Raw genomic sequence first — 18,141 nt, forward strand, 5'->3', positions numbered from 1 at the left:
TTCTATCGGAATGGCGAGGCGACTGTATGGTTGTTTTGTGCAGTTATTGCGCACCCTGTTGCAACAGTTTGTTGCCATGTGAGCTGCATTCTGAACGTCATGGAGGGGGATGCAAGACGATGCAATTCGCTTGCCATGCCCGCAGGCGTGCACATGTCTCGCCTCACACAGGGGGCGTGCGCAAGTCAGGTGGGGCTAGGACAGTGATGGTGCATCAATATGCGCAAATTCTGAATAAGTTATCAGATCGAAGTGTCTGAATGATGAACTCCCCGGCCCTGTGCGCAAACGCATGTTGCCAGCACAGGGCGGATCAGCGGATCAGCGGATCAGCTTGAGGCCCGGAGAGCGGGAGGGTGAAAGAGCGGAAGCGCTGAGGATCTGAAGCACTATGGGATGAAGCGTAGGGCAGCCTCTCGAGTCATCTGGCGCGAGCAGCGCAACCGCAAGAGGGCGCGGCAGGGACGGGTGACCAGGGGCGGAACGCCGTGAATTGCACCACCAATGGGGCAAGGCTTGCGCGGTCCTCCGGCAGCTGTGGTTGGCGCAGCAGGCGCAGGCAGGGGCGATCAGCGAAGGCCTCCTCCAGTCTGGCGGCCCAGCGTTGCTGCTGTTCTCGCCAGGTCGCGACCCAGTCAGCCTGCGGCTCGTGGGTCGCTGAGAGAGTCTTGCCAGCCTCTTGCGCGGCGGGTTCCGGCAGGCACTGATTGATGATCAAGCCGCCGACGGCCAGGCCATGAGCTTCCAGCGCCTCTCGTGTTCGAGTTGTCTCCAGACACGGCAGCTTCTCTGGCGTGCTGACCAGAATCACGCGCGCCCGGCGGGTATCGCTCAAGCGCTCACGCAATGCTGCGTAGCGCGTACGGCGTTGCTCCAGCGCCTCGCTGATCGGGTCTTCCGGCGCTTCTTCGCCTGGCGTCTCTGACGCCTGCTGACTGTCCAGCCACAGGCTGCGTTCGGCGACGGCACGCCTGCGCTGACCCAGCATGCCCTCCAGCCAGCCGCCCAGTACTTCGGGCAGGCTGAGCAGGCGAATGGTATGCCCGCTGGGAGCCGTATCGAACAGGATGTGTCGATACGATGAGCTGTCCGGTGTCAGTGGGGTAGGCGGAGCAAGGATGATCCCGACCAGCGCATCGAAGAGTGCCGCTTCACTGGTGCCGGGAGCGTGGCGTGACAGTTCGAGCTGGCGCATCACCGTGGCACTGCGCTCGCCACTCACCAGGGGGGCGGTCCGCTGGCGGACCGCCTCCAGGTAGCGCTCGCATTCCCGCTCGGGGTCCAGTTCCATCACGTCGAGTCGCAGCGCGATGTTGCAGGGCTTGCCACCGACAGCACCGAACAGATCGCCGAGATTGTGCGCGGGGTCCGTCGATATCAGTAGGGTCGCTTCGCCTTTCTCCGCCAGTGCCAGCGCCTGCGCGGCCGCGCAGCTGGTCTTGCCGACACCGCCCTTGCCACCGAAGAACCAGATCTCGGGGGGCTCCGATTTCCCGGCTTGCCCCGGCGCTCGGCCAGGCTGAGGAGTGTGAGTCTCGTAAGTCTCGCGAGCCGCTGACGGCTGAGTGCCTGCCCAGACAGCCGTATCTTTCGCCGTGCGGGATGCCACGCGTTTCCAGAGCCTGCTCAACAGCACTTGATGCCCTCCAGCGGTGAATGCTCAAGCCCCTGACGCAAGTGCCAGTCATGCATGCGTTCCAGCATCAGTGGCAGCATCTCCAGCGAGACGGCCGGCGCCGGATTGGGGATGCCCATCAGCTCCGCGAAGCTCATCATCATGAAGATGTCTTCCTCCTCACGGGCAAGCTGCGCCAGATCGCGCTGCTGGTTGACGCGCAGCATGGCCTCCCAGCCATCCCGCAGCTGAATGGCGCCTGTCAGCAGGCGCCTTGTCAGACTCGGCAGGCGTGGTGATGACGCCAACAGGGTATCGTCATCAGCTCTCATGAGCGCTCACCCGGGCGGGAGACGTCAGGCTGCGGCTGGCCTCGAGCAGAATCCACAGCGCAAACACCATGATAAGGCTGCCGAAGGTGAACAACAGCCATTGTGGGTCGTTGCTGCCCATGCCCGACCAATCCAGCACCACCTGTTGCACCATCGCCCACAGCGTCATGATCATCAGGAAGACCATCGGGGCCAGGGTATAGATGACAGGGCGGCCCTGACGCTTGAGCCACACCGACACCAGCATCAGCGAGATGCCCGCCAGCAGCTGGTTGCTGGTGCCGAACAGTGGCCACAGCAGGTAACCGCCGGAGCCGAAGCCCTTGGGCCCCTGCGGCAGGATGACCAGCGCGGCACTGGCGATGACGGCGATGCTGGTGGCGACATGCTTGTGGCTGAGTGCCGGCATGCCGTATTCGCTGCCCAGTTCCGCGATGATGTAGCGCATCAGCCGTACGGCGGAGTCCAGTGTCGTGGCCGCGAAGCTGACCACGATAACCGCGACCAGCGTACTGCCGACATTGGCGGGCAGGCCGAGATGCGAGATCAACTGACCGGAGCCCTGCACGAAGCTGGAGAGGCCGTTGGCACCGGCGGCAGCGAAGCTTGAATAGGTCGCGCTGAAATCGGCCTGGGTGGCGAACAGGGTCGCCACCGCGATGATGGAAATCAGCGCCAGCATGCCTTCGCCCAGCGCGCCGGAGTAACCGATCAGGCGCGCATCCGGTTCATGGGACAGCTGCTTGGAGGTGGTGCCGGAGGCGACCAGCCCGTGGAAACCCGAGATGGCGCCGCAGGCGATGGTGATGAACAGCAGCGGGTAGAAGGACATCTCGGCCTCGGCGTTGAAGGCCGGCGCCGTCAGCTGCGGGCCACCCACGGCCAGCCCCAGATACAACAGTACCAGCCCGACCACCAACTGGTGCGAGTTGATGGTGTCGCGTGGCTGCAGCAGCTTCCAGACCGGCAGCACCGAGGCGACATAGACATAGGCCATGAGTGCGATGATCCACACCAGGAAGGCGCTGGCGATGGGGGAGAGGCCAAACAGCAGAGTGCCATCCTCGCCACCGGCCATGGTGGTGAAGGCACCCGCCAGGTCGATCTGCAGGAACTCGAACTGACCCGCCAGCAGCGCGGCGGCATACATCACCATCAGCGCGAGCAGTGAGGGAATCAGCATCTTGCCGCCGCGACGATAGACGCGATGGCCGATCCATACCGCCAGCGGAATCTGGATCAGCACCGACATCACGCTGGCCGGGAAGTTGATGAACAGGTTGGCGATCACCCAGGCGAACACCGCGTTCAGCATCAGGACCAAGATCAGGATGATGAACAGGAACAGCAATTTGGCGCGCTTGCCGATCAGCTTGTCCGCCAGGGTGCCGACGGACTGGCCGCGATGTCGCGCCGACAGCGTCAAGGTGCCGAAATCATGCACGCCTGCCGCGAACAGACTGCCCAGCACGACCCACAGCACCGCCGGCAGCCAGCCCCAGTAGACCGCGATGGCCGGCCCGACGATGGGCGCCGCACCAGCGACAGAGGTGAAATGGTGCCCCCACAGTACCCAGCGATTGGTTGGCAGGTAGTCGGTGTCATCGCGCAGCGCATGGGCCGGCGTCACAAAATTCGGGTCGAGGCGGAAGATGCGATCGGCCAGAAAGCGGGAATAGAAGCGATAGCCGATGGCGAAGGCAACGCAACCGAACAGGGCAAGCCAGATGGCGTTCATGGCAGATTCCGAGTGGCGTAGTGATGGATCGAGTAGGGCGTGCTGGCGTATGTCAGGTGTCTGGTCACGTGCCGGAGGGCTCTCAACACGCTGGTGCAGATCGGCGTGACGCTAACATCGATAAATGCGCATATAACTTCGCCATTGGTCGCCCCGACGCGCGCCGACATGTCGCCAGCAAACCGGCAGGACATTGCTGAATCGCCAACTTCCTGCGTGGACTGAACGCAGAAGCGCTCCATTGCCTTGTGCTCAGGCGGTATCACGCGCGGGGTAGCCGTTTTTGCCTTGCTCTGCCTTGCGACCAAGGAGTATCAGTGGGTTGATCCACGCGACCTTGTGTTCCGCCAAGCTCTTCTATACTCGAAGCAAGTCGGAGCACGGGGAGCCGCTCAGCGCCGTCATCTGGGTGAGGCTCTCGATAACAATGATAAGGAGGCGCCGATGTCATGGATCGCGGAATGCCTTTCCCGTGTCACCAGGCCAATGCATCTGCGCTTGCGGCGTACAGTGACGACCCTGTCACTGACGACCTTGTCACTGACAGGCCTTTCCCCTTCGGTGCTGGCAGTCGAGTACAACATGCCGGTCGGGGTCACCGCGGTCAGCCGCGAGATCCACTCGCTGCACATGATCATCTTCTGGATCTGTGTGGTCATCGGCATCGCGGTGTTCGGCGTGATGGGCTACGCGATGATCAAGCACCGCAAGTCACGTGGCGCGGTATCGGCAAGCTTTCATGAAAATACCCGCATCGAGATTCTGTGGACCGCCATTCCGCTGTTGATCCTGGTGGTGATGGCGGTGCCTGCCACCGCCACGCTCAAGGACATGTACGACGCCTCCGAGTCGGCGCTGGACGTGAAGATCACCGGCCATCAGTGGCGCTGGCAGTACGAGTATCTGGGCGAGGATGTCGCCTTCACCTCAAGCCTCGCGACCCCACGCGAGCAGATCAACAATACCGCCGCCAAGGGCGAGCATTACCTGCTGGAAGTCGACAACCCGCTGGTGTTGCCCATCAATCGCAAGGTGCGCTTCCTGACCACCTCTGCCGATGTCATCCACTCCTGGTGGGTGCCGGACTTCGGCGTCAAGAAAGACGCCATCCCCGGCTTCATCAATGAGGCCTGGACGCGTATCGAGACCCCCGGCACCTATCGTGGCCAGTGCACCGAGCTGTGCGGCAAGGACCATGGCTTCATGCCGGTGGTCGTAGAGGCGTTGCCGGAGGACGAGTTCGATGAGTGGCTGATCGCGCGCAAGGCCGAAGCCGAGGCCGCGCTCAACGATGCCGGTCGTGACTGGAGTCTCGAGGAGCTGATGGAGAAGGGCGAGAAGACCTACGCCACCATCTGCGCCTCCTGTCATCAGCCGGACGGCCAGGGCATGCCGCCGGCGTTCCCCTCGCTGGTAGGCAGTGCCATCGTCACCCAGGACATGCAGGCGCACATCGATATCGTGGTCAACGGCAAGGCGGGCACGCCCATGGCGGCCTTCGCCGATGTGCTGAGCCCGGTCGAGCTGGCGGCTGTCATCACCTATGAGCGCAACGCCTGGGGCAACGATACCGGCGAGCTGGTGCAGCCAGCCGTCATCAAGGAACAGCTGTCTCAATAGCGTGCAAGCGACGCATTCAGGAGGTGTGTCATGGCCAGTGAACAGCCACGCAAGGCAGTACTTCAGGCCAGCGAGAGCGAGGGGGCCACCGCAGGCGGCGCTCATGTGGGCGAGGGCCACGGCAGCGCGCCGCGCGGCATGCTGCGCTGGCTGCTGACCACCAATCACAAGGATATCGGCACCCTCTATCTGATCTTCTCGCTGAGCATGCTGTTCATCGGCGGCATCATGGCGCTGGTGATCCGCACCGAGCTGTTCCAGCCCGGCCTGCAGATGGTGCAGCCGGAGTTCTTCAACCAGATGACCACCATGCATGGGTTGATCATGGTGTTCGGCGCCATCATGCCGGCCTTCACCGGGCTGGCCAACTGGATGATTCCGCTGCAGATCGGCGCGCCCGACATGGCGCTGCCGCGCCTCAACAACTTCAGCTTCTGGCTGTTGCCGGTCGCCTTCCTGTTGCTGCTCTCCACCCTGCTGATGGAGGGCGGTGGCCCCAACTTCGGCTGGACCTTCTACGCGCCGCTGTCCACCACCTATGCGCCGCCTTCGACCAGCTTCTTCATCTTCTCGCTGCACATCGCCGGCATCAGCTCGATTCTCGGCGCCATCAACATCATCGCCACCATCCTCAATCTGCGTGCCCCGGGCATGCGCCTGATGGACATGCCGCTGTTCGTCTGGACCTGGCTGATCACCGCCTTCCTGCTGATCGCGGTGATGCCGGTGCTGGCGGGCGCCATCACCATGATGCTGTTCGACATCAACTTCGGCACCAGCTACTTCAATGCCGCCGGTGGCGGCGACCCGGTGCTGTTCCAGCATCTGTTCTGGTTCTTCGGGCATCCCGAGGTCTACATCATGATCCTGCCGGCCTTCGGCATCGTGTCCGCCATCGTGCCGACCTTCTCGCGCAAGCGGCTGTTCGGTTACGCCTCGATGGTCTACGCCACCGGCTCCATCGCGATCATGTCCTTCCTGGTCTGGGCGCATCACATGTTCGCCGTCGGCCTGCCATTGGTGGCGGAGCTGTTCTTCATGTACACGACGATGCTGATCGCGGTGCCTACCGGCGTGAAGGTCTTCAACTGGATCGCCACCATGTTCCGCGGCTCCTTAAGCTTCGAGCCCCCGATGCTGTTTGCGATCGCCTTCATCGTCCAGTTCACCATCGGCGGCTTCTCGGGCCTGATGCTGGCCATCGCCCCGGCGGATTTCCAGTACCACGACACCTACTTCGTGGTGGCGCATTTCCACTATGTGCTGGTGCCCGGCGCGCTGTTCGCGATTCTCGCCGGAGCCTACTACTGGCTGCCCAAGTGGACCGGCTTCTATCCCCACGAGGGGCTCTCCAAGTGGCATTTCTGGCTCTCGGTCATCGGCGTCAACCTGACCTTCTTCCCGATGCACTTCTCGGGGCTGGCCGGTATGCCGCGCCGCATTCCGGATTACGCGCTGCAATTCGCCGACTTCAACATGCTGTCCAGCATCGGCGCCTTCCTGTTCGGTATCTCGCAGCTGCTGTTCCTGGTCGTGATCGTCAAGTGCGCGCGCGGCGGCGTCAGGGCGCCGGCGTGTGCCTGGGAGGGCGCGGTGGACCTGGAATGGAGCGTGCCGAGCCCGGCGCCGCTGCATACCTTCGAGATTCCTCCGCAGACCCGCGATGGCCAGATCATCCGCTGAGCGATGGACAGCGGCCAGGAGAGTGACATGCCCTCACGCGATCACGCAGCACAGCAACAGGCAGTGGCACGTACCGTGCGGCGCACGCTGCTGGCGCTGGTCGCGATGCTGGGCTTCGCCTTCGCGCTGGTGCCGCTCTATGACGTCTTCTGCAATCTCACCGGCCTCAATGGCAAGGCCGCCAGTCAGGCCAGGGCCGCAGTGGCGATGGAGATCGACGAGAGACGCTGGGTGTCGGTGCGCTTCATCACCCAGCAGGGGCAGGGTCTGCCGTGGACACTCGAGGCGCTGGATGAACAGTTCCGCATCCATCCCGGTGGCCAGTACAGCGCGCGCTTCGTGTTCACCAATCACGCCGATCATCCGGTGCGTGGCCGCGCGGTTCCCAGTGTCAGCCCTGCCGAGGGCTCACTGCATTTGCGCAAGATCATGTGCTTCTGCTTCCAGGAGCAGACGCTGGCAGCAGGCGAGCGGCGCGAGCTGCCGCTGGTCTTTCAGGTCGACCCTGACCTCCCGGAGGGCATTCGTGATCTGACCCTGGCCTACACGCTCTATCCGGTCACGACGCCGTCATCCGCGGGGGACGATGGTGCAGAGCATTCTGCAGGAGGTGAAACATGAGCAGTGGCAGCTATTACGTCCCGGCCCATAGTGCCTGGCCCATCTTCGGCGTGCTGGCGGTGGGCGGCATGATGATCGGCACCGGAATCTGGATGGTGTACGGCAGCGCCGCCTGGTTGTCAGGCATCGGTCTGCTGGCCGTGGTGCTGGTGATGGCGGGCTGGTTCCGGGATGTGGTGCGCGAGTCGATGGGCGGCCTCTACGATGATCAGATGGACCGCTCGTTCCGCTGGGGCATGGCCTGGTTCATCTTCTCGGAATTGATGTTCTTCGCGGCCTTCTTCGGGGCGCTGTTCTATCTGCGAACCTTCGCGCTGCCTTGGCTCGATGGTGAGGGCGCCAAGGGAGTGACGGCGCTGCTGTGGCCGGACTTCACTGCCAGCTGGCCCCTGATGACGCCGCCGGATGCCAGCATCGCCGGGCCCAGAGAACTGCTGTCGCCCTGGCAGCTGCCGCTGGCCAACACGCTGTTGCTGGTCAGTTCCAGCGTCACGCTGACGGTGGCGCATGAAGCGCTGAAGATGGAGTTTCGGCGCACCGCGCGCAACTGGCTGGCGGGCACCGTGGTACTGGGGCTGTGCTTTCTGACCCTGCAGGGCATCGAATACTACGAGGCCTGGCACCACCTGGGGCTGACGCTGCAGGCGGGGGTCTATGGCGGTACCTTCTTCCTGCTGACCGGTTTTCATGGTCTGCACGTCACCATCGGCACCCTGATTCTGATCGTGATGCTGGTGCGCGTGATACGCGGCCACTTCTCGAGTGAACGTCACTTCGCCTTCGAAGCGGCTGCCTGGTACTGGCACTTCGTCGATGCGGTGTGGATCGGTCTGTTCCTGTTCGTCTATGTGTTCTGACAGCACGCGGCGTGATGTCAGTCCAGCATTCCGGTGGAGAAGCCAATGACCAGCAGAATCACCAGACACACTGCCAGGCCAACCCGCCATTTGAGAGAGGTCAGCAGGCGTCGACTGCGGCTGCCATCGCGCAGCAGAAAACCGGCGCCGGCGACCAGGCTTGCCAGCATGCCGATAAAGACCAGTGCGATCAGCGATTTGAGCAGCATGTCACCTCCCCGGGCGCAGACAGTGGCGGGCGAGCAGGGCGCGCCACTCGCTTGTGACAGTCGAGCTCATCCGGCAGACAAGCGCAAGTCAGCGCCAGCGGCGCAGGTGTCATCCACAGCGGCGCAGGCGTCTGCAACGGCGGCGACGCAGGAGCACCAGGTCGGACGCGGCTGGTGGCTGTTCTGGGGATGCCTGATCGTGCTCGGCCTGTGCCTGTGCAGCTGGCAGGTGATGCGTGGCCAGGCGCGTGCCCAGCATCTGGAGGATACCGCCAGCGCGCCGGAGCTGGTGATGCCGACGGCACCGCCCGCCAGTGCCAGCCTGATCGAGCTGCGCGGCGAGTGGCTCGCGGAACACAGCCTGCTGCTGGACAACCGCACGCTGGACAAGCGCCATGGCGTGGCGGTGCTCACGCCCTTCCGAACGCTGGATGGCCGCTGGTGGCTGGTGGAGCGTGGCTTCGTGGCATCGCCGGCCCCGCGTAGCGACCCGGAGTTCACGACCCCGACAGGCTCCGGGGTGATCAGTGGTCGCTGGCAGTGGTTGAACGGTCAGGGCACCAGCGGTGGCCCACTGTTCGGCCCCAACCGCGAGGGGCAGCGTCTGCAGCAGGTCGATCTGAGCGCCTGGCAGGCGCTGGGCACACCGGCCTTTGCGGGTGTCCTGCACCAGACGAGCGGGGAGGGGCGATTCCTGCCCTGGTGGCAGCCGAGCAACATGACGCCGGAGCGCCATTACGCCTATGCGCTGCAGTGGCTGGGGCTCAGCCTGGGGGCGGCGGTGGTCATGATTCTGGGTGCGCGCCGTCAACGCCACTCCGCGCTACGTCAGCGCCAGGCCTAGCGCCCGGTGCTTGTGTCTTGAGTCTGTTGTCCGCACACCCGGGCAAGCAGGGAAGCCGTCGTCAGGAGGAGAGCGATGACACACGTGATGCGACAGCGTCTGAAACTCGTGGCCTTGCTGGGGCTGTTGTCCGCCCCGCTGCCCTTGGCGTGGGCCATGCTGAGCGCACAGGTCGGGATCCCCGAGGGGCGGGTGGCAAACGGTGCCTTGCTGCCAAAGGTCAAGCCGCTTACGGACTGGTCGCTCGACTACCTCGTGACAGAAAACGCCACTGACAACGTCACTGAAAACGCGACTGACAGCGCTGTTGGCGCGAAGGAGGCCCCCGGCATGCCGCCGCTGGCCGCCCGAGGCGCGGATGAGCAGCGTTTCTGGCTCAGCTGGCCGGAGCCGAACCAGCCGCAGCTGGCCGCGGCGCAGGCCGAGCGCTGGTGGCGCCTGCATCGCGCACTTGGCAAGGAGGCGCCGCGCCTGGGCCGTCTGGTGGTGGCTGAAAAGGCCTTTGTGCATCCCCAGGTGCCGGGCGAGCAACGGGCGCTCGGGCACTGGCCGTCGCCAAACGATGCCACTTCTGCGCCGCACCAGTTGCGCCTGATCGACCCTCACGGGCAGGTCGTGGTCGCCTACGGGCCCGAGATCACCCCGCAGGCCGTGATGAAGGATGTGCGCCGGCTGCTCAAGCGTAATCCGGTCGCGCCTCGCTAGGCCGGGCCTCGCTAAGCCAGACCTCGCCAGGTCGGGCCTAGCCAGGCCGGGAGTGATCTTCTTTCGCTTCACCAGGGAGATATGCCATGTCTCGCCTCGCCATACAGAAGCGCCATCCACCGCGGGCCTGCGCCGCCTCGCGGGTTCGCCAACGAGGGGCGGCGTTGCTGCCCCGTCCGTCATTTCTGCGTCATGTCACCGCGGATGAAGCCTCAGCCACGCAGGCCTTCTTGATGAGGACGCCTGAGCTGACATCTGATCTGGTGCATGGCCCTGCCGTCCGGCAGGCGGCGAGCCGATGGGTAACGGCACGCCTGTGGCGCAGCAGTCAGCATCTGGTCGCCAGCATGCTGGGCCTGGTAATCCTGGTGATCGGGTTGGGAGCCTGGACGCGGCTGGTGGACGCCGGACTGGGGTGTCCCGATTGGCCGGGTTGTTATGGCGCTCTGGTCGTGCCGGATGCCCGGACCGCGAGTCTGCACAGCCCGCATCATCCGCTCGAAGGCTACAAGGCGTGGGCGGAGATGATCCATCGCTATGCGGCGAGCCTGCTCGGGCTTGCGGCGATCGCATTGCTCGCGCTGGGCTGGCGGATTCGCCGTCGCGAGGTGCGTCAGACGCAGGTCCTCGAGGGTGGCAGTGGTCAGGCAAAGGCTGCTGATCACTGGGGCACGCAGGCAAGCACTCGTTTTCCGATGGCCGGCTGCTGGCTGTTGTTGGGCATGTTGTTGGTTCAGGGCGCGTTCGGGGCCTTTACCGTGACGTTGAAGCTGTGGCCGCAGGTGGTGACGCTGCATCTGCTGGGCGGCCTGAGCGTGTTGAGCCTATTGCTGTTGCTGTGGCTATCACTTAGACGGCGGGCGGCGCACCTCAAGGTGACGGCTGAGCAACAGAATGCGGACGCTGATGCAAGGCACATCCGGCGTCAGCCCTGGCTGGCTACTCTGGCTGCGGCTCTGCTGCTGGGGCAGCTGGCCCTGGGAGGCTGGACCTCGAGCAATTATGCTGGGCTTGCCTGTGAAGGTTTCCCGTCCTGCAATGGTGCCGCCTGGCCGGCGATGGACTGGGGAGAGGGCTTCCACCTGACCCAGGATGTCGGCCCCAGCTATCTGCATGGGCAGCTACATGGTGAGGCGCGCACTGCCATCCATATGGCGCACCGTGGCGGGGCCGTGCTACTGGGGGCGGTGCTGTTGGCGCTGTATTGGCGCCAGCGCCGCCACTTGCCGGGACGGACGACAGCGTACGACAACCCCTGGCGCTGGGCGCTGGGGTGTTGGCTGGTGCAGGCAGGCCTGGGAATCGCCAATGTGCTGTGGTGGTTGCCGCTGGATCTGGCGCTGGCGCATACCCTGGGGGCCGTCGCGCTGACGCTGGCGATGGTATGGGCGCTGGATCAGATGCGCCAGGCGACTCGTCGCAAGCGGGCACCCGTCTCGCAGGCGCTGGCCTGATGAGAGGCGAAACGAGGGGCTCCCAAGCGCGTGATCGCGCCCACCAGACCGCAAGAGGCCGCTCATGAGAGCGGCCTCTTGCGGTCTGTGTCGTATCAGCCTGTGTATTGTCAGGCCGCGCTACCGAAGCGCTCCTGCAGGTAGGCATTGATGGTGTCGGATTCGTATATCCACTCTTCGCGACCATCGTCATGAGTGATCAGCAGGCACGGCACCTTGACGCGGCCGCCACCCTGTTCGAGGGCCTGGCGGTGAGTGGCATTGTGCTGGGTGTCGCGCTGCTCGACATTCAGGTTCAGCTGATGCATGCGCTTGCGCACCTTGATGCAGAACGGGCAGGTCGAGAATTGATACAGCGCCAGCTTGGCCGTCTCGGCGTCCACCTCGGCCTGCTGGGCGGGGCTGCGCTCGAGCGCGCTGCCGCGGGTCAGCTTCTCGCTGAGCAGCATGAAGGGAGCCAGCACCAGACGCAGGGTGCGGAAGAACAGGCGGATGATGGAGCGCATGGCAGAACCTCATGGGACGTGCGGGTATCGACGCCAGTGCCGCAGGGCGGGTGGCGAATTCACAATGGGGCCATTCTAGAGCTCAGCGGCCTCGGCGTCTTCCCCATGCGCGTTGCGGATGTGCGTCAGCAGGGACTGTCGCAACCAGCGGTGCCCGGGGTCCTGCGCGTGGCTGGCATGCCAGATCAAGCGGTAGCTGAGCGCGGGCAGTCGCATCGGTAGCTCAAGGATCGCCAGCCCATGCAGCTCGCTGCTGGCCTGGGCAAAGCTTCTGGGTGCACAGAATACCAGCTCACTGTGCGCGACGATGCTCAGGGCATCGCGGAAATCCGGCACCAGCACGCTGATGCGGCGTGGTGCGCCGTGCTGTTCCAGGCGCTCATCCAGCGACCAGCGTGAGCGCCCCTCGCAGGTGGCCTGCACATGACTCAATGCCGCGAATTCGTTCAGCGTCATCGGTGTCTGGCGCCGCGTGAGCGGATGATCACGTCGCACCAGAATCACATGGTCGTCGCGCCACAGCAGGCGTGATTGGAAGCCAGCGGGGAGGGCTGGCGGCTCGCCCGGGGTCTCGGCACTATGATCGTGTCCGGCAAGCCCGATATCCAGCTGGCCCTTTTCCATCAGGCTCAGGCAATCGGCCTGCCAGCGGCTGATCTCGAGGCTGCCATGCGGCAGCGCATCGGTCAGTGCCCTCGTGCAGGATGGCATCAGGGTCGCCCAGGCGCTTTCCAGCACCGCCAGCTGAAAGCGTCGCTGGCTGGTGGCGGGGGTGAAGGTGGCAGGGGCGCTCAGATTCTCGAGACGCGAGAGCAGCTCGGCCAGCTCACCACGCAAGGACAGAGCACGCGCCGTGGGGCGCAGACCATGGCGTTCGCGAATGAAAAGGGCGTCATCAAACATCACGCGCAGGCGTGCCAGACTCTTGCTGACGGCAGACTGCGAGAGGTGCAGACGGCCCGCCGCGCGCGTCACGCTGCACTCTTCCAGCAATACCTGCAGCACCTGTAGCAGATTGAGGTCGATGCGCGTGTTGAAGGGCGTGGCCGCTGGTGCTGAGCCCGAAGACGCAGACAGCGAAGACGCGGCTGAAGACTGGGCGGCAACCGGCCTTGCGGGTGTCTGCGGAGCTGTCGCGCTCATGAGTTTCTCCAGTGGAATATCAGGCCTGAAATAATATCATTTTTCTTCATAAGTCGCAGGCGCTAGGCTCTGCGGATTCTTGATGGCCCCTCTGTCGGGCCGCCCTTGGCTTCTGACTCTCGAGATTATCCATGTCCGTGTCCTCCTCTGCTGCCGCAAGGCCCATGCCCAACGCACGACTATTGCTGTTGTTGCTGGTCGGCTGCGTGATGTTCTCGCCGCTGGCGATCGATATCTATCTGCCCTCATTGCCGGCGATGGCGCGTGAATTCGCTCAGCCCACCGATGTGATGCAGATGACAGTGACGCTGTTTCTGGGCGCTGTGGGGGTCGGGCAGATTCTGGTCGGCCCGTTGACGGACCTCTACGGACGGCGTCCGGCGCTCTTGGGTGGCGCGACGGTCTATCTCGTCGGCGCGATGGTCGCCGTGCTGGCCCAGGACATCAGCATGCTGTATCTCGGGCGTATCCTGCAGGGGCTGGGGGCATGCGCCACGGTGACGGTGGCCTTCGCGGCCGTGCGTGATTGCTACACGCCGGAGCAGGGCGCCAGAATGTACAGCTATCTCAATGGTGCGCTGTGCATCATTCCGGCGCTGGCGCCGGTGCTGGGCGGCCTGCTGGCGGTGCAGTTCGGCTGGCGCTCCAACTTCCTGTTCATGGCCGCCTTCGCGCTATGCGTCGGCCTGATGGCGTGGAAGAGCTTTGGCGAGACGCGTCCTGCCACGACGGTCGTGGAGCGTCCGCTGTACAACTGGGCGCGCTATCGCCCCGTGATGACCAGCTGGCGCTTCCTGTATCAGGCACTGGTCGCGATGGCCGCGATGAGCGCCATCCTGCTGTATGTGTCGTCGTCCTCCGAACTGCTGGTCGAGCGCCTCGGTCACTCCGAGCTGGTCTTCAGTGCCCTGTTCGGCGGCAATGCCGTGATCAATATCATCACCTTCTTCTTCGCACCGCGCGTGATCACGCGCCTCGGCCGTCAGCCCACCGTGCGTCTGGGGCTGGCGATCATCCTGCTCTCCGGCCTGATGCAGGGCGCAGCCTTCGCCTGGCTGCCACTGTCTGCCGCTGCCTTCATGGTGCCGGTGGCAGTGCTGTCGGTCGGCTTCTCTCTGGCACTCGGGGCGGCATCAAGCCTGGCGCTGGAGGCCTTCGCTGAGCGTGCCGGCACTGCGGCGGCGCTGCTCGGCAGCATCCAGCTCGGCGGTTCGGCAGTAGTGGCAACGGCGCTGCTCAATACGCCGCTCGCCCCTCAGCAGGGCCTGCTGCTCATCAGCGTGGTGATGGTGCTGCCGTTGTTGCTGTTGGGCGCGCGACGTCAGCCGGGCGTCTAGTCGTCAGGACTGGCCGGTGCGGCTGATGGGCATGAAGGACTTGCTGGCTGACAATCGCGGCGGGTCACAGGGCCGAGATGGTTCATTGAAGGCCCCCGACCAGAGTATGCTTGTCGCTCGATCCGCATGTCGCCAAGGAGGCACCATGGAATCAGCGGCGCGTGTGCGCGTGATACTCAACGGGGACAAGGCTCAGCAGCCGGAGCTGCGTGAGGCCATCTTCGCTCAGCGTGAGCGTATGGCAGGGCTTGAAGTGCGGTTGACCTTCGAGGGAAATGACGTCGCGAGGCTGGTGAGCGAGGCAGTCGATGAAGGCGTCACGCGGCTGGTCGTTGGCGGCGGTGACGGCACCCTCAACCTGATCACCAATGCATTGATGCAGCATCCACTCGCGAGGCGCCCGGAAGTCGCGATCCTGCCGTTGGGCACCGCCAATGATCTGGCGACCTCGCTCGGCATCCCCGAGCCGGTGACGGAATCGCTGGCGCTGGCCTGTGAAGGGGAAGCACGGGCTGTGGATGTGGTGCAGCTGGATGATGCCTACTTCCTCAACATGGCCTCGGCGGGCTTCGGTGCCGAGGTGACGCGTTCGACGCCCGGGGGCCTCAAGAAGCTGTTCGGTGGCGGGGCCTATTCACTGATGGGCGTGCTCAAGGCATGGGACTTCCGTCCCTATCGTGGCAGCGTGACCCTCAACGGGGTGGAGGAGGAGCTGGCGTTGTTCGTGCTGGCGATCGGCAATGGTCGTCAGGCGGGCGGCGGTCAGGAGCTGGCGCCTCGGGCGCTGCTCGATGATGGCTGCTTCGATGTGCTGGTGATTCGCGACTTCCCCATCGCGCGTGTGGGTGAGGTGATCGAGGAGCTGGAGTCGCTCCCTGACAACGGCCATTTCGTGCGGTATGTGCGTACTGATTCGCTGCACTATCGTGGTGGGTCGCTACCGGTGAATCTCGATGGCGAGAGCTATCTGATCGAGAACAGCGAATTCCAGCTGATTCCCGGCGCTCTGCGTCTGGTCGCCCCGCAGGACGCCGCCCTGCTGACACACTCATGAGCCCGCAGTTGAGCCATTGAGCGCTGGCTGAGCCATGAGAGCTGGCTGAGCCATGAGAGCTGGCTGGTACACGAGCGCAGTCTGAGGTTTACTCAGGCTGCGCTCGTTGCGTTGGTGGCAGCGTGTTCTTCCAATCTCTCGGCCGCGCAAGGCGGGAGTCAGGACCTCAGGGAGTGATTGCATGGTCGGTTTGGCGGCGTGGCATATCTGGGTCATCCTCGCGTTGGCTCTGGCGGGGCTTGAGTTGCTGGGGGCGCAGTTCGTGTTGCTGGCACTGGGTGTCAGTGCCCTCGGGGGCGCTCTGGCGGCAGGGCTGGGGGCGGGGCTAAACATCCAGTTGATCAGCGTCGCGATCACGGCTCTGGTGCTGGTGCCGCTGTTCGTGCGCAAGATCCATCCCTATCTGTTGCCCAAGACGCCCTACGGCACCCTGGGCAGCGGCGCGGAGACTGGGCAGCTGGCCAAGGTGATCATCGGCAACGGTGGCAAACCTGCCGTACGCGTGTCAGGCAATGAGTATCCGCTACGCTGGGAGGGGGAGACACCGCCGGCAGCGGGGGACACGGTCAGGATCGTCAGCGTCGAAGGCATCACCGTCTGTGTCGAACCTGTCTCGAAGGAATCGGTCTCGAAGTAGTCTGTCTCGAAGTAGTCTATCTCGAAGGAAACTGCACAAAGACGCCATGAGATCGCGGCTCGACGGCGCGGTCGTGGTGGCAGCGGGTCAAGCGTGATCGGATATCTTACAAGGGCTTGCGGATACGGCCCAGTTCAAGGGAGTTGAGCAATATGATTATCAGTCCGGGACTCATCATCATTCTTTTCATACTGGCGCTGGTGGTAATCCTGCTGGCCAAGGGATTGATGATTGTCCAGCAGTCGGAAGCCGTCGTCATCGAACGCCTCGGCAGCTACAGTCGCACACTGGAATCCGGCGTGAATCTGGTGATTCCATTCATCGACAAACCGCGCTCCATCACCATTCGTCGTTATCGTGAGGTCAAGGGTGACAACCTGCCGTTGGTGGTGGAAGAGACGCGCATCGATCGCCGTGAGACGGTAATGGACTTCCCCGGCCAGAGCGTGGTGACGACGGACAACGTCACCGTGACCGTCAACGGGGCACTCTACTTCCAGATCGTCGATCCCAAGCGCGCCGTCTATGAAGTCGAGAACTTTACCCAGGCTGTCGAAGTCCTGGCCAAGACCAGCCTGCGCTCCGAGATCGGTCGCATGGAGCTCGACAAGCTCTTCGAGAGTCGCAAGGAGGTCAACGACGCCTTGCAGATCACCATGGATGAGGTCGGTGACAAGTGGGGCGTCAAGGTGACGCGCGTCGAGATCCAGGACATCAGCATGCCCGAGGAAGTCGAGGATGCGATGCGGCTGCAGATGGCGGCCGAGCGCAAGCGTCGCGCCACGGTGACCGAGGCCAATGGCCAGCGCGAAGCCGCCATCGCGACCGCCGAGGGCGAGAAGCAGTCTTCGGTGCTGCGCGCCGAGGGTGACAAGCAGGCCGCGATTCTGCGCGCCGAAGGTGAGCGTCAGGCCATCTATCAGCTGCGCGATGCCATCGGTGCGCAAGACCCGCAGCTGGTGGTCGGCTACATGCTGGGCCAGAAATATCTGCAGGTCCTGCCGGACATGGCGAGGGAAGGTGATCGCGTCTTCATCCCCTATGAGGCTTCTGCCTTGCTGGGTGCCATGGGCAGTTTCCGCGAGCTTGCCACTGAAGTCGGCGAGCCCACCAACGCCAGCAATGAAGGGCTGAGACGCGCCCGTCAGATGATGACAGGCGAAGCGGGCCTGGGCTGAGTGTATTGTGCCGAGCAGTGAGTGGCAGTAGGCTGCCGCTCCACTGAATATTCACCGCATCTGGAGCAAGACGATGACAGCAATGACTACCGATCATGAGCGCTTCCTGCAGGCCGCCATTGAAGAGGCGGAAAAGGGTTATGCGGCAGGCGGCGTGCCGATCGGCTCGGTACTGGTCCATGATGGCAAGATCATCGGTCGTGGCCACAATCAGCGCCAGCAGAAGGGCAGCACGGTATTGCATGGCGAAATGGATGCATTGGAGAACGCCGGTCGCCTGCCGGCCAGCGTCTATCGTGAAGCCGTGCTCTACACCACGCTGTCACCGTGCCCGATGTGCAGTGGTGCCATCCAGCTCTACGGTATCCCGCATGTCGTGGTCGGTGAAAACCACACCTTCATGGGCGCGGAAGACCACCTGCGTGGTCTGGGAGTCAAGGTCGATGTCGTCGACAACGCGCGCTGCCGCGAATTGATGGCGACCTTCATTCGCGAGCAGCCGGACGTCTGGAACGAAGACATCGGCGAGTGATCACGGCGCGGTTGTTGGTGGTAGCTGATGTAAAATGGTGTTCGTTAACACTATTCTGCTGTGAAAAGAGCGAAAT

General features: G+C 63.8%; 18 protein-coding genes. 12 read left to right on the forward strand and 6 right to left on the reverse strand.

Features of this window, described 5'->3' with window-relative positions; all coding sequences use genetic code 11:
- Window positions 1–421: 421 nt before the first annotated feature.
- The 3 genes from QQF40_RS01520 to QQF40_RS01530 are packed head-to-tail and all read right to left on the reverse strand — an operon-like array spanning window position 422 to window position 3,685.
- On the reverse strand, window positions 422–1,609 hold the full coding sequence (locus QQF40_RS01520) for an ArsA family ATPase (RefSeq protein WP_175088151.1): 1,188 nt from the start codon (window positions 1,607–1,609) through the stop codon (window positions 422–424).
- 17 nt (window positions 1,610–1,626) lie between these two features.
- Window positions 1,627–1,947 carry a cory-CC-star protein gene (locus QQF40_RS01525; protein ID WP_217485768.1) on the reverse strand — a complete coding sequence of 107 codons (321 nt, stop codon included), beginning with the start codon at window positions 1,945–1,947 and terminating at the stop codon, window positions 1,627–1,629.
- Window positions 1,937–3,685: a carbon starvation CstA family protein gene (locus QQF40_RS01530; protein WP_175088150.1), complete on the reverse strand. Its 1,749-nt coding sequence runs from the start codon at window positions 3,683–3,685 to the stop codon at window positions 1,937–1,939. Before QQF40_RS01530 ends, QQF40_RS01525 begins: the two co-directional genes overlap by 11 nt.
- Window positions 3,686–4,129: 444 nt before the next feature.
- On the opposite strand from QQF40_RS01530, the gene coxB reads away from it, so the two are divergent.
- From coxB to QQF40_RS01550, 4 genes are read left to right on the forward strand one after another with little or no spacing between them, the layout of a single operon-like run.
- On the forward strand, window positions 4,130–5,305 hold the full coding sequence (coxB, locus tag QQF40_RS01535) for a cytochrome c oxidase subunit II (protein ID WP_254626936.1): 1,176 nt from the start codon (window positions 4,130–4,132) through the stop codon (window positions 5,303–5,305).
- Window positions 5,306–5,335: 30 nt separating this feature from the next.
- Window positions 5,336–6,988 (forward strand): cytochrome c oxidase subunit I, encoded by a 1,653-nt coding sequence (ctaD, locus tag QQF40_RS01540; RefSeq protein WP_175088149.1) that lies wholly within the window; start codon window positions 5,336–5,338, stop codon window positions 6,986–6,988.
- Between the two features lie 27 nt (window positions 6,989–7,015).
- Window positions 7,016–7,609: a cytochrome c oxidase assembly protein gene (locus QQF40_RS01545; RefSeq protein ID WP_285460209.1), complete on the forward strand. Its 594-nt coding sequence runs from the start codon at window positions 7,016–7,018 to the stop codon at window positions 7,607–7,609.
- Window positions 7,606–8,466, forward strand: a complete 861-nt coding sequence (locus QQF40_RS01550; RefSeq protein ID WP_175088147.1) for a cytochrome c oxidase subunit 3 — start codon at window positions 7,606–7,608, stop codon at window positions 8,464–8,466. Before QQF40_RS01545 ends, QQF40_RS01550 begins: the two co-directional genes overlap by 4 nt.
- A 17-nt stretch (window positions 8,467–8,483) precedes the next feature.
- Here the strand turns inward: QQF40_RS01550 and QQF40_RS01555 are convergent, their stop codons facing one another.
- The gene (locus QQF40_RS01555) at window positions 8,484–8,675 is read right to left on the reverse strand and encodes a DUF2909 domain-containing protein (RefSeq protein WP_043337068.1); all 192 of its coding nucleotides are present in this window, start codon (window positions 8,673–8,675) and stop codon (window positions 8,484–8,486) included.
- On the opposite strand from QQF40_RS01555, the gene QQF40_RS01560 reads away from it, so the two are divergent.
- The 3 genes from QQF40_RS01560 (at window position 8,674) to QQF40_RS01570 (ending at window position 11,678) form a co-directional block, all read left to right on the forward strand.
- On the forward strand, window positions 8,674–9,519 hold the full coding sequence (locus QQF40_RS01560; protein WP_175088146.1) for an SURF1 family protein: 846 nt from the start codon (window positions 8,674–8,676) through the stop codon (window positions 9,517–9,519). The genes QQF40_RS01555 and QQF40_RS01560 overlap by 2 nt on opposite strands.
- Window positions 9,520–9,594: 75 nt before the next feature.
- Window positions 9,595–10,224: a redox-active disulfide-containing membrane protein gene (locus QQF40_RS01565; protein ID WP_285460210.1), complete on the forward strand. Its 630-nt coding sequence runs from the start codon at window positions 9,595–9,597 to the stop codon at window positions 10,222–10,224.
- A 347-nt stretch (window positions 10,225–10,571) separates the two neighbouring features.
- Entirely contained in the window at window positions 10,572–11,678 is a 1,107-nt protein-coding gene (locus QQF40_RS01570) for a COX15/CtaA family protein (protein WP_254626959.1), read from the forward strand.
- A gap of 110 nt (window positions 11,679–11,788) precedes the next feature.
- Here QQF40_RS01570 and QQF40_RS01575 read toward each other — a convergent pair whose 3' ends face one another.
- Together QQF40_RS01575 and QQF40_RS01580 are read right to left on the reverse strand one after the other, a co-directional pair.
- A complete protein-coding gene (locus tag QQF40_RS01575) occupies window positions 11,789–12,184 on the reverse strand; it encodes a glutaredoxin family protein (protein WP_175088144.1) in 396 nt (131 codons plus the stop codon).
- 75 nt (window positions 12,185–12,259) lie between these two features.
- On the reverse strand, window positions 12,260–13,327 hold the full coding sequence (locus QQF40_RS01580) for a LysR family transcriptional regulator (protein WP_285460211.1): 1,068 nt from the start codon (window positions 13,325–13,327) through the stop codon (window positions 12,260–12,262).
- A gap of 131 nt (window positions 13,328–13,458) precedes the next feature.
- Here QQF40_RS01580 and QQF40_RS01585 point away from each other — a divergent pair, with 131 nt between their 5' ends.
- The 5 genes from QQF40_RS01585 to QQF40_RS01605 all read left to right on the forward strand — a co-directional run bounded on the left by QQF40_RS01585 (window position 13,459) and on the right by QQF40_RS01605 (window position 18,065).
- Window positions 13,459–14,664, forward strand: a complete 1,206-nt coding sequence (locus QQF40_RS01585; RefSeq protein WP_254626935.1) for a multidrug effflux MFS transporter — start codon at window positions 13,459–13,461, stop codon at window positions 14,662–14,664.
- Window positions 14,665–14,809: 145 nt separating this feature from the next.
- On the forward strand, window positions 14,810–15,718 hold the full coding sequence (gene yegS / locus QQF40_RS01590; RefSeq protein ID WP_175088141.1) for a lipid kinase YegS: 909 nt from the start codon (window positions 14,810–14,812) through the stop codon (window positions 15,716–15,718).
- A gap of 181 nt (window positions 15,719–15,899) precedes the next feature.
- Window positions 15,900–16,355, forward strand: a complete 456-nt coding sequence (locus tag QQF40_RS01595) for an NfeD family protein (protein WP_175088140.1) — start codon at window positions 15,900–15,902, stop codon at window positions 16,353–16,355.
- 152 nt (window positions 16,356–16,507) lie between these two features.
- Window positions 16,508–17,533: an SPFH domain-containing protein gene (locus tag QQF40_RS01600; RefSeq protein ID WP_175088139.1), complete on the forward strand. Its 1,026-nt coding sequence runs from the start codon at window positions 16,508–16,510 to the stop codon at window positions 17,531–17,533.
- Between the two features lie 73 nt (window positions 17,534–17,606).
- Window positions 17,607–18,065: a nucleoside deaminase gene (locus tag QQF40_RS01605; RefSeq protein WP_438940905.1), complete on the forward strand. Its 459-nt coding sequence runs from the start codon at window positions 17,607–17,609 to the stop codon at window positions 18,063–18,065.
- The last annotated feature ends 76 nt before the right edge of the window (window positions 18,066–18,141 follow it).

This window comes from Cobetia sp. LC6 (assembly GCF_030264805.1).
Classification (GTDB): Bacteria; Pseudomonadota; Gammaproteobacteria; order Pseudomonadales; family Halomonadaceae; genus Cobetia.

Bases quoted from the DNA above. Each gene is read 5' to 3' on its own strand.
- QQF40_RS01525 (WP_217485768.1), bottom strand. From the start codon at position 1,947: ATGAGAGCTGATGACGATACCCTGTTGGCGTCATCACCACGCCTGCCG.
- QQF40_RS01530 (WP_175088150.1), bottom strand. From the start codon at position 3,685: ATGAACGCCATCTGGCTTGCCCTGTTCGGTTGCGTTGCCTTCGCCATC.
- coxB (WP_254626936.1), top strand. From the start codon at position 4,130: ATGTCATGGATCGCGGAATGCCTTTCCCGTGTCACCAGGCCAATGCAT.
- ctaD (WP_175088149.1), top strand. From the start codon at position 5,336: ATGGCCAGTGAACAGCCACGCAAGGCAGTACTTCAGGCCAGCGAGAGC.
- QQF40_RS01545 (WP_285460209.1), top strand. From the start codon at position 7,016: ATGCCCTCACGCGATCACGCAGCACAGCAACAGGCAGTGGCACGTACC.
- QQF40_RS01550 (WP_175088147.1), top strand. From the start codon at position 7,606: ATGAGCAGTGGCAGCTATTACGTCCCGGCCCATAGTGCCTGGCCCATC.
- QQF40_RS01560 (WP_175088146.1), top strand. From the start codon at position 8,674: ATGTCACCTCCCCGGGCGCAGACAGTGGCGGGCGAGCAGGGCGCGCCA.
- QQF40_RS01555 (WP_043337068.1), bottom strand. From the start codon at position 8,675: ATGCTGCTCAAATCGCTGATCGCACTGGTCTTTATCGGCATGCTGGCA.
- QQF40_RS01565 (WP_285460210.1), top strand. From the start codon at position 9,595: ATGACACACGTGATGCGACAGCGTCTGAAACTCGTGGCCTTGCTGGGG.
- QQF40_RS01570 (WP_254626959.1), top strand. From the start codon at position 10,572: ATGCTGGGCCTGGTAATCCTGGTGATCGGGTTGGGAGCCTGGACGCGG.
- QQF40_RS01575 (WP_175088144.1), bottom strand. From the start codon at position 12,184: ATGCGCTCCATCATCCGCCTGTTCTTCCGCACCCTGCGTCTGGTGCTG.
- QQF40_RS01580 (WP_285460211.1), bottom strand. From the start codon at position 13,327: ATGAGCGCGACAGCTCCGCAGACACCCGCAAGGCCGGTTGCCGCCCAG.
- QQF40_RS01585 (WP_254626935.1), top strand. From the start codon at position 13,459: ATGTCCGTGTCCTCCTCTGCTGCCGCAAGGCCCATGCCCAACGCACGA.
- yegS (WP_175088141.1), top strand. From the start codon at position 14,810: ATGGAATCAGCGGCGCGTGTGCGCGTGATACTCAACGGGGACAAGGCT.
- QQF40_RS01595 (WP_175088140.1), top strand. From the start codon at position 15,900: ATGGTCGGTTTGGCGGCGTGGCATATCTGGGTCATCCTCGCGTTGGCT.
- QQF40_RS01600 (WP_175088139.1), top strand. From the start codon at position 16,508: ATGATTATCAGTCCGGGACTCATCATCATTCTTTTCATACTGGCGCTG.
- QQF40_RS01605 (WP_438940905.1), top strand. From the start codon at position 17,607: ATGACAGCAATGACTACCGATCATGAGCGCTTCCTGCAGGCCGCCATT.